Below are 9,058 nucleotides of genomic sequence, written 5' to 3' on the forward strand. Positions count from 1 at the left end.
ACACTATTTTTGGTGCGCTGGTTTGGTTACGACTACAAACAAGCCGTTGCTTACACCATGATTTGTGTCGGCCTGTTTTGGAATGGCATTGGAGGCATTGCCGTCGTACAGGCAGGGGCGCCTATTCACTGGGCTTGGTTACCTGTTTTATTGTTAAGCTCTTTTCTAGGCGGCAGTTTAGGCGCATGGGCCGCGACTCGATACAGTAACAGAGTGATTAAAGTTGCATTCGAAATTCTCACGTTTGCGGTGGGCATCAAGTTGCTGGTTTAAAAAGATTAAAAGGAAAGTTTCATGGATAAAGCAATCATTGATATTTATTACTGCCGCCAGTGCAACTGGATGTTGCGTTCAACTTGGCTATCGCAAGAATTACTGCATACTTTTAGCGAAGAAATAGAAACAATCAGCTTACACCCGGACACAGGTGGTCGCTTCGAAATTTTCTGTAATGGCCAGCAAATTTGGGAACGGAAAAAAGACAGCGGCTTTCCTGAAGCCAAGGTGCTAAAACAGCGCGTTAGAGACATTATCGACCCAGAACGCGATTTAGGACATTCAGACACAAAATAGGGAGCAATTCGCTCCCTATTTTTTACTTAGTAAAACCGTTAAATCATGGTTTGTGCTAATACTTCGCCTTCTGGTGTTTTTACCGTTAGCTTATTGCCTTCTAGAGTACCAAAGCTTCTCGGTAAGCCATTACGTGGGAATGTCATCGAGCCTGGGTTGAATATAATGGCTCCATCTTGCATCTCTGCGACGGGAACATGTGTATGCCCGTGGGCGATGATATCACCTTCGCGCAGTGGCGGCCGTTTTTCAGAGTTGTACAAGTGACCATGAGTCAAAAAGATTCTCTTGCCAGATTCAAGTAGCACCCATGAGTAATCCATCATCATTGGAAACTTCAATAGCATTTGGTCCACTTCACTATCACAGTTGCCACGTACAGAAATAATTTGATCACTGTATTGGTTCAATAAGTCTGCTACCTGTGGAGGGTTGTAGCCTTCCGGAATAGGGTTTCGCGGCCCATGGTTTAGCGTATCTCCTAGCAAAATCATGTGGTGCGCACCAGAGGCCAGAAATAGCTCAATGGTTTCTTTAGTTGCTGGCAAAGAGCCATGCAGGTCTGAGGCAAAAAATAGTTTCACGACATTGTCTCCTCAAAAAGTATGAGGTCATTCTACGGCATTTTTTTAGCAGCTCAACCTACGACGGTTTGAATACTACTGATAGCGCAATGATTCAATGACCATAGGCAAAACATAGAACCATGCTGCATACGCTGTTCCAACCAACACCAGTATCCAAAACACCATCGACATAAATTTTGATTTGGCTAGATGGTGCAGCGGATCGGGCTCTCCGCATCCTGGACATGCATGAGCGCGTTTTGAGATTTGTTTCTCACACACGGGGCAAGAGACTAAAGGCATGATACAGATTCCTCGACATTAGGCTTAGGGCGCAAAGAATAATGGTGAATTAACACATATGCAACCTAACATATATTAAATATTTTAGTTCTTTGTAACAGTCGCTGACTTGAGAAAAAATTCGTTGATTTTTCATTTATATCAACCTATTACACTTCTTCTCGCACCATACCGTTGATGACAATATTGTTATAACTCACCATCCCAATGACCTCGCCACTTTCAATGACCGGCGCTCTGCTTATGCCAAATCGCTCAAACAAACGTGCACAATATTTTACGTTCATATCTGGTTCGACACACAAAGCGGGCTTGGTCATGATTTCATAAATATTTGTGCGCTGAGGAGAACGATTATTCGCCAGCACCTTTTTGGCGATATCATTCATCAACACGATGCCATATTCATCATTATCATCTCGCTTTTTCACCACCAGCGCTTTGACTTGGTATTTTTTCGCTAGCGTTATGCCTTCGTATACGGTCATCAGTCCATCAACCATTACATACGTTGCCGCCATAACATCTCGAACTCTAATTATCGTTTGATCACTCATAATTCATCCTCGACTACTTTGGTCAATGTCTCGACTTGATGCGCGACACCGACTGCATCTTCAATATCGATCTGAACAGCAATCCCCTGTCCCGACTCTCTGTCAAATTCACCAACCTCATTAATGGTCTCTAATATGTGTCGAGATAGATGTTCCTCGACCACAAACAGCAGCACATCTTTTTGCACTTCTAGCGTTAAACCAAAAAACGTTCGCTTTTGATTTAAACCTTGCCCGCGAGCATTGTTAATCACTGTTGCACCGGTCGCACCAGCATCGCGTGCAGCGTCCAACACCTTGTCTGTTTTGCTGTCTTCAACAAACGCAAGTATCAATTTAAAGCGCATTTTCTTCTTCCTCCGAGACGTTTTTATTCAGCCACTGGGTTATTTGCGCATAGCCCATCACAGAGATCATAGGAAATAGACTGGCAAACGCGATCAAGCCAAAGCCATCAATCATTGGGTTTCTTCCAGGGACGGTCGAAGCAAGCCCTAACCCTAATGCAGTTACAAGTGGGACAGTGACGGTAGAAGTTGTTACGCCTCCAGAATCGTAGGCGAGTGGAACAATAAGCTTAGGAGCGTAAAACGTTTGAATCACAACGACGATGTAACCCGCGATGATGTAATAATGAATGGGATCGCCCACGACAATCCGGTAACTCCCTAATGCAATACCAATTGCCACCCCAAACGCAACGGCTACGCGCAAGCCGTTAATACTGATACTGCCTCCAGAGACTTGGTTTGCTTTTATCGCTACAGCGATTAAAGAAGGCTCTGCAATCGTGGTACTAAAGCCTATAAAAAAGGCGAAGGTGTAAACCCAATAATAGTCGACCCACATTAAGGCTTTCCCTACCGATACTTTGAACTCTTGTAAAAACTCCGGCGCCGTTAATTGCACAGCCATCGTCTCCCCAAGTGGAAACAACGCCATTTCTAATCCAAGTAAAAAAAGAGCTAGCCCGAAAATCACATAAACGAACCCAAGCAAAACTTTCTTAAGGTTGCTAACAGGACGCCTTAACACGGCTAACTGAAAACCAAAAATAATGCTGGCGATGGGAACGACGTCTCTAACGGTCGATAATAAAGTGTCTAGGAAATGATCAATTGAAATCATGTTACGACCATTCCGTAAACCATCACAAACATCATCGGTAACAGCGAGGCAAAAGCGATTAAACCAAAGCCATCCACCATAGGGTTGCGCCCTTTAATAGAAGACGCTAAACCGACGCCCAGTGCAGTGACCAAAGGTACTGTTATGGTGGACGTTGTTACACCTCCTGAATCGTAAGCGACGCCAATAATGGCTTCAGGTGCAAACCACGTCAGTATTACAACGCCTACATAGCCACCAATTATCATGTAATGAATCGGCCACCCTTTTAAGATACGCAAAACGCCGATAACGATGGCTATCCCCACAGAGAGAGCTACTGTTACTCGAAGTCCTTCTCCGTAATCCTGCATGGACTGCTCTGAGTTAGCGATCATTCCGCCCTCTGCCGCAACTTCTGAGGCTTCTTCCGCTACCGCGGTCAATGCAGGTTCAGCTATCGTGGTGCCAAACCCCAAACAAAACGCAAAGACTAATAACCAAAACACGCTGCCTTTTTTTGCAAAGGCTTGAGCCATACTCTCTCCGATAGGAAAAAGACCAAGTTCTAGGCCAAAGATAAAAAAGGTTAATCCTAAAACGACAAGCAACAAGCCAAAAAGAATGGAGACCAGGTTGGGCAGCGGCTCTTGCAAAACGACTAATTGGAAAAAAGTGATAACAATGATGATGGGTAATAAGTCACGAGCACTATTGAGGAGCGCTCGAAAAAGCGCAACAAATGCTTCCATGCCTATCCTCCTTGATTGTGCAAACTGATTACGCTCGTTCCAATGAGCGATAACTTCTAGTCTGGCATAGATTTCACTCTTCTACCGTGAATACACTAGCGCCATCTATAACATTTAGTTACATATTTACTAATATGTGAAGTTAATAGCCTCTCTGTCAGCTTGTCACTATCCTAGAAATATGGTGTTGAGATGATCAAGCTAAGCACAAAACGACTATAATGTTCTAATACGTGTACATTCAAAGAGATAACATGAAGATATTACTCACAGGTGGCACTGGGTTTATTGGCTCGGAGTTGCTCAAGCTGCTATCAACTCACCAGGTTATGCTACTTACACGCTCTCCAGAGCGAGCAAAACAACGCCTACAGCATGCTGATCTGGGTAATATCGAATACCTTGACTCGCTCGAGTCGTTCGCCGATCTAAATCACGTTGATGCCGTCATTAATCTTGCAGGTGAGCCTATTGCGGATAAAAGGTGGACCAGCGAGCAAAAAGAAAAAATCTGCAAAAGTCGTTGGAAAATTACCGAGCAAATTGTTGAGCTGATCCACGCAAGTACCGAACCTCCCTCTGTTTTTATTAGTGGCTCGGCAGTTGGCTACTATGGTGATCAACAAGACCATCCGTTTGATGAGTGCTTACATGTTAATAGCGACGACTTTCCTCACGAGGTTTGTGCAAAGTGGGAGCAAATAGCCAAGCGCGCAGAGTCGGAACAAACACGGGTTTGTCTACTGAGAACTGGCGTGGTACTCGGCCTTAATGGTGGTGCGTTGGCAAAAATGCTATTACCTTACAAGCTTGGCGTAGGCGGCCCACTTGGGAACGGTAATCAGTACATGCCTTGGATTCACATCCTAGATATGGTCCGCGCCATCATGTACTTGCTTGAAACACCACATGCCCACGGTGCATTCAATATGTGCGCCCCCCATCCTGTGACTAATCGTATATTCAGCGGCACACTAGCTAAAACGCTAAAACGTCCGCATATCTTGTTCACGCCTAAATGGGCGATGGAACTCCTAATGGGAGAATCTTCCTGCTTATTGTTTGATAGCATGAGAGCCAAACCCAAAAAACTCACCGAACTGGGCTTTAAATTTAGCTACTCCAGAATAGAGCCAGCACTCAAGCACTTGCTTCATGACCGGAGCTGATGAATGATGGCTCTAATCAAGGTTTCTGAGTCTTAAATTAAATTATGAAAAAGTCGATTCTTATTACGGGTTGTTCAACCGGCATCGGTTACGTGTGCGCTCACGCCCTACAAAACAAGGGATTTAATGTCATTGCATCTTGTAGGAAAGAACAAGATGTCCAGCGCCTAATTAATGAAGGGCTAACCTGCATCAATCTAGACCTAAATAGCCCAGAAAGCATTTCTTCGGGCGTGAAGCAAGCGCTAGAGTTAGCAGAAGGTAAGCTTTACGCAGTGTTCAATAATGGTGCCTATGGTCAGCCCGGAGCACTGGAAGACTTACCCACCGAGGCTCTTCAAGATCAATTTCAGACCAACTTTTTTGGTTGGCACCAGTTGGTCAGAGAGGTGCTTCCTCATATGCGCCAGCAAGGCGAAGGACGCATCATACAAAACAGCTCTGTTCTTGGTTTTGCCGCAATGAAATACCGTGGTGCCTATAATGCATCAAAATTTGCCTTAGAAGGCTGGACAGATACGCTCAGGCTAGAGCTTGCGGATACGAATATCAAAGTGGCATTGATAGAACCAGGACCGATCGAAACTCAATTTAGAAACAATGCATTACGAGCCTTTGAGAAGTGGGTTGATATTGAATCTAGCCCCCATCGTCATGCTTATGAAGGACAAAGAGAGCGACTCAACAACGACAAGTCTAATAATCGATTTGTTTTGCCTGCAGAGTCTTGCATCGCACCAGTTCTTCATGCATTAACTAGCGTTTCACCGAAAATTCGTTATCGAATTACTACACCGACTAAATTATTCGCAGTCTTGAAAAGACTATTACCAACCCGTGTACTTGATAAAATTTTGCGACAGGCTGCATAAAAAAGTTTTGTCGAAATGTAATTTCACCGTAACAATGTGATGTCATTATGAACATGTAGGTTAAAAAAACCTCAACTAAACGAATCAATTTCTACGCAATTCAGCGGGGATTCTTTCGCCCAAAGTGATTGAGTTGCTTAGATTTGGTATCGCCACCCATTACGTTTTGTAGCAATGTTTATACTACTGCGAGGCAACAATGACATTAAATCAGCTTAACTGGCTTAGTGTGGGTGTAGTGTTGACCATGTTCATCCTATTTTGATACCGCACTAACAAATAGCATTAGAATTGCGCTGCTTCGGCAGCGTTTTCTTTTTATCTAACACCTGAGCAGCAATAACCTCACTCTATTACCTCACGTTTTCTCAAAATAGAATGATCATTATTGATGGTGAATGTCGCTTGAATTTCACCTAAATCAACTCCATATCTAATATCAACGACAAGACACAAGGCAAGGATACTCTGATGCAATCCCCATTTATCGTTGAGATAACAGAACAGAACTTTCGCGAAACGCTTGAAGGATCAATGAACACGCCCGTTTTGATCCACTTTTGGGCCAACGCTCAGCCAGAAAGCGCACAGATACTCCCTGAGTTGCAATCTCTTGCTCAACAGTACAACGGTGCATTTACGCTTGCTCTACTAAATTGTGAAGATCAGCCCGCTTTAGCGTCTCAATTTGGCGTGCAAGTATTGCCAACTATCGCGCTGTTTATAAATGGTCAAGCCGTCGATGGTCTGGGAGGCCCCCAGCCAATTGATGCCATTGCTACCATGCTACAAAAGCATTTGCCAAGCCCAGATGAACAACTATTAAAACAAGTCAGTGAACTTCTTCAGCAAGGTGAGCATGCTCAGGCTTTGAGCATCATCCACACTTTGCCGCCAGAGCTGCAAGAGCGTGGTGATGTGAAACTCGCGATGGCTGATTGTTTGCTAGAAACCAAACAATTTGATATTGCCCAAGAACTACTGAACGCTATCCCTCTCGAGTATCAAGATAACTACTACAAGAGCCTAATAGCCAAGCTCGAGCTGCATTTGCAGGCTGCAGATAGCCCTGAGTTACAGCGACTAGAACAAGCATACGCAGCAGACATGGCAAACTTCGAACTCGCTTGTGAATTGGCGGTACAATACAACCAAGTTGGTCGGGATGAAGAAGCGTTGGAACTGCTGTGGAATATTCTTAAAAAAGACTTGGGCGCCCAAGACGGTGACGTGAAGAAGACTTTTATGGATATTCTCAGTGCGCTAGGTCAAGGTAACGCATTAGCAAGCAAATATCGTCGCCAGCTTTACTCAATTTTGTACTAAGCGCCGCATTCTTCTAGGAATAAGACAACAAAGGCCGGGATTTCCGGCCTTTGTTTTTTGTTAGAAGTCGCTATACAACGTTGGTGCTGCTGGCGGATACTCTATTGGTTGCCAACGATCATTAAAGGTGTACTTGGCATAAAGCATGAAATGGTTTGGTGTATAAAACTCAGAACGTTGTACATCGACTAACGCACCAAGATACCAACGTTTGCTGACTCGCTTTTCTACCGCCGCTTGCAACGACGTACCAAAACCACCACCTTTGTCTGACTCCGCTACTGTCGATAAGTATGGCGCGTCTTCCTTAGTCCAAGAGTTAGAGACGGATGCACTCAATTGATATGACCAAGAACTGTTGTATCGGCCATAAAAGTTGATAGGTAAAGACACCGAGAAGTAACTTTGCGGGCTGTAGTAGCCACCGTGACCTAGCGTGTACTCACCCAGATTTTTGTCGTAATCAAGGTAAATTAAGTTTGTACCTATACTTAAACGCTGGTCATCCGTTGCAATTAACTTGTAGTACGCTCCACCTAGCACGCCTAAACGAGTGTTGTCCTCAACCTTTTCACCAGTCAAAACATGATACTGCAAGCTACTCCAAAAACCGTAAGGGCCACCAATGTCCCAACTTGAGCTCAACTTCACACCAGTACGAGCAACTCCGCCCCATTTAGTCCCTTGAGGGTCAGTCGTGCCGCTAGGGACAGACATTCCAGCATAAGAAAGCGCGCTACTGGTCTCAGGGCGACGCGAAGCTTCTGCCGTCCAACCGAACTCACCCAGGTCCCCATTGATGCGCACACCACCAACCCATGTGGTATGGTCGAAACCAATTGGTGTCGTGCCGATATCGACCAACCAATCTTCAGCCTGCCAGCCCACTCCAAATGCCATACCTGATGCGTCATTTTGGAACGAAGTGCTGTCAGAATCGGTGGTTTTTTCATAATAGTCCAACTGACCTGAATCGATAGAAACATAATCGGCTTTTAGCAACAGGTGCCCATCCCAGCTCTCTATCGGGATTCGGGCTTCTATGGGCACTTGATTCGAAGTATTACGGCCATCTCGTGCACTGTAATCCCAGCCAATCATGACATGCCCATCACTCCGATCATGCAGTTTATCGATGTCCGATTTGACGTTACGAGTCAACCAGTAGTCGTCAGCAGTATCATATAGCTCGCGTAAGCTTAGGGGTTCTTTTTTCGCCTCTTCAGGTTCACGATTTTTATCCATTCGGTCACGATTTAAGGCTTGATAGGCGCGTGTTTCAGCTAACGCCCACTGTTGATTTTCCATTGCTATAGACATGCTATTGCGAAATGCTAATGCGTCAGCATCAGGCATCGCATCCAACAACTGATTTAGCGCATTAGCGTCATTTCGATAGCCTTGTTGATTAAACACCGCGGCCACTGTCATCAACTGTGCCGCAGTTAAGCTATCGCGCTTTTTATTCAAAATGAGGTGCATGTCGTGATACGTCGCTTCATACCCAGTCAAAGCACTAGCTTGCAACATGCCAATTTCTGCTTGAGTTTTAAATGGCTCAGGCTTTAAAGAAACTTGTTCATACAAATCCAACGCAAGCTTAGGCTGTTGATTAACCAGCATCAGATCCGCTTGACTCAACAGTCGACGGGTTTTGAGTTCATCAAGCTGTAATGCTTCCGAAGCACTTAAATCTTGTGTTGCGGAATTTAATGCTAAGTCCGCGTACCAACGGTCAAAATCTTCAAAGTGATTCAAGCTTACCATCATGCTGCCGTAAGCCAGTTTGTCATCGGTTGACCAATCTTCTGAAAGCGAAATGTTTTGGAAAAT

At 44.7% G+C, this 9,058-nt stretch carries 12 protein-coding genes; 5 read left to right on the top strand and 7 right to left on the bottom strand.

The genetic code is table 11. From position 1 onward, the window contains the following. Both IQR33_RS32710 and IQR33_RS09850 read left to right on the top strand, forming a co-directional pair. Positions 1 to 273: sulfite exporter TauE/SafE family protein (locus IQR33_RS32710; RefSeq protein WP_228013829.1), on the top strand; the 273-nt coding region annotated here is incomplete at its 5' end. A gap of 21 nt (positions 274 to 294) precedes the next feature. After that, a complete protein-coding gene (locus IQR33_RS09850) occupies positions 295 to 573 on the top strand; it encodes a SelT/SelW/SelH family protein (protein ID WP_005382088.1) in 279 nt (92 codons plus the stop codon). Positions 574 to 611: 38 nt separating this feature from the next. On the opposite strand, the gene yfcE is transcribed toward IQR33_RS09850, so the two are convergent. From yfcE to IQR33_RS09875, 6 genes are all read right to left on the bottom strand, one after another. Continuing rightward, positions 612 to 1,157 carry a phosphodiesterase gene (gene yfcE / locus IQR33_RS09855; RefSeq protein WP_193843675.1) on the bottom strand — a complete coding sequence of 182 codons (546 nt, stop codon included), beginning with the start codon at positions 1,155 to 1,157 and terminating at the stop codon, positions 612 to 614. 75 nt (positions 1,158 to 1,232) lie between these two features. Beyond that, on the bottom strand, positions 1,233 to 1,442 hold the full coding sequence (locus IQR33_RS32715) for a hypothetical protein (RefSeq protein WP_005382086.1): 210 nt from the start codon (positions 1,440 to 1,442) through the stop codon (positions 1,233 to 1,235). Between the two features lie 149 nt (positions 1,443 to 1,591). Beyond that, complete coding sequence (locus tag IQR33_RS09860; RefSeq protein WP_005382085.1) at positions 1,592 to 1,999, bottom strand: CBS domain-containing protein; 408 nt, start codon at positions 1,997 to 1,999, stop codon at positions 1,592 to 1,594. Beyond that, the gene (locus IQR33_RS09865) at positions 1,996 to 2,346 is read right to left on the bottom strand and encodes a P-II family nitrogen regulator (RefSeq protein WP_054578025.1); all 351 of its coding nucleotides are present in this window, start codon (positions 2,344 to 2,346) and stop codon (positions 1,996 to 1,998) included. The genes IQR33_RS09860 and IQR33_RS09865 overlap by 4 nt, the downstream gene beginning before the upstream one ends. Beyond that, positions 2,336 to 3,127, bottom strand: a complete 792-nt coding sequence (locus IQR33_RS09870) for a DUF1538 domain-containing protein (protein WP_005382078.1) — start codon at positions 3,125 to 3,127, stop codon at positions 2,336 to 2,338. Before IQR33_RS09870 ends, IQR33_RS09865 begins: the two co-directional genes overlap by 11 nt. Then, positions 3,124 to 3,858 (bottom strand): DUF1538 domain-containing protein, encoded by a 735-nt coding sequence (locus tag IQR33_RS09875; RefSeq protein WP_005382077.1) that lies wholly within the window; start codon positions 3,856 to 3,858, stop codon positions 3,124 to 3,126. Before IQR33_RS09875 ends, IQR33_RS09870 begins: the two co-directional genes overlap by 4 nt. Positions 3,859 to 4,112: 254 nt before the next feature. Between IQR33_RS09875 and IQR33_RS09880 the strand changes: the two genes are divergently transcribed. From IQR33_RS09880 to IQR33_RS09890, 3 genes are all read left to right on the top strand, one after another. Then, entirely contained in the window at positions 4,113 to 5,027 is a 915-nt protein-coding gene (locus tag IQR33_RS09880; protein WP_005382076.1) for a TIGR01777 family oxidoreductase, read from the top strand. Between the two features lie 44 nt (positions 5,028 to 5,071). Further along, a complete protein-coding gene (locus tag IQR33_RS09885; RefSeq protein WP_025766996.1) occupies positions 5,072 to 5,899 on the top strand; it encodes an SDR family oxidoreductase in 828 nt (275 codons plus the stop codon). A 471-nt stretch (positions 5,900 to 6,370) separates the two neighbouring features. After that, positions 6,371 to 7,225 (top strand): co-chaperone YbbN, encoded by an 855-nt coding sequence (locus IQR33_RS09890; RefSeq protein ID WP_005388628.1) that lies wholly within the window; start codon positions 6,371 to 6,373, stop codon positions 7,223 to 7,225. Between the two features lie 60 nt (positions 7,226 to 7,285). Here the strand turns inward: IQR33_RS09890 and IQR33_RS32720 are convergent. Next, a partial coding sequence (locus IQR33_RS32720) for a cellulose synthase subunit BcsC-related outer membrane protein (RefSeq protein WP_228013830.1) occupies positions 7,286 to 9,058 on the bottom strand: 1,773 nt, incomplete at its 5' end.

This window comes from Vibrio sp. OPT46 (assembly GCF_015163535.1).
GTDB lineage: Bacteria > Pseudomonadota > Gammaproteobacteria > Enterobacterales > Vibrionaceae > Vibrio > Vibrio alginolyticus.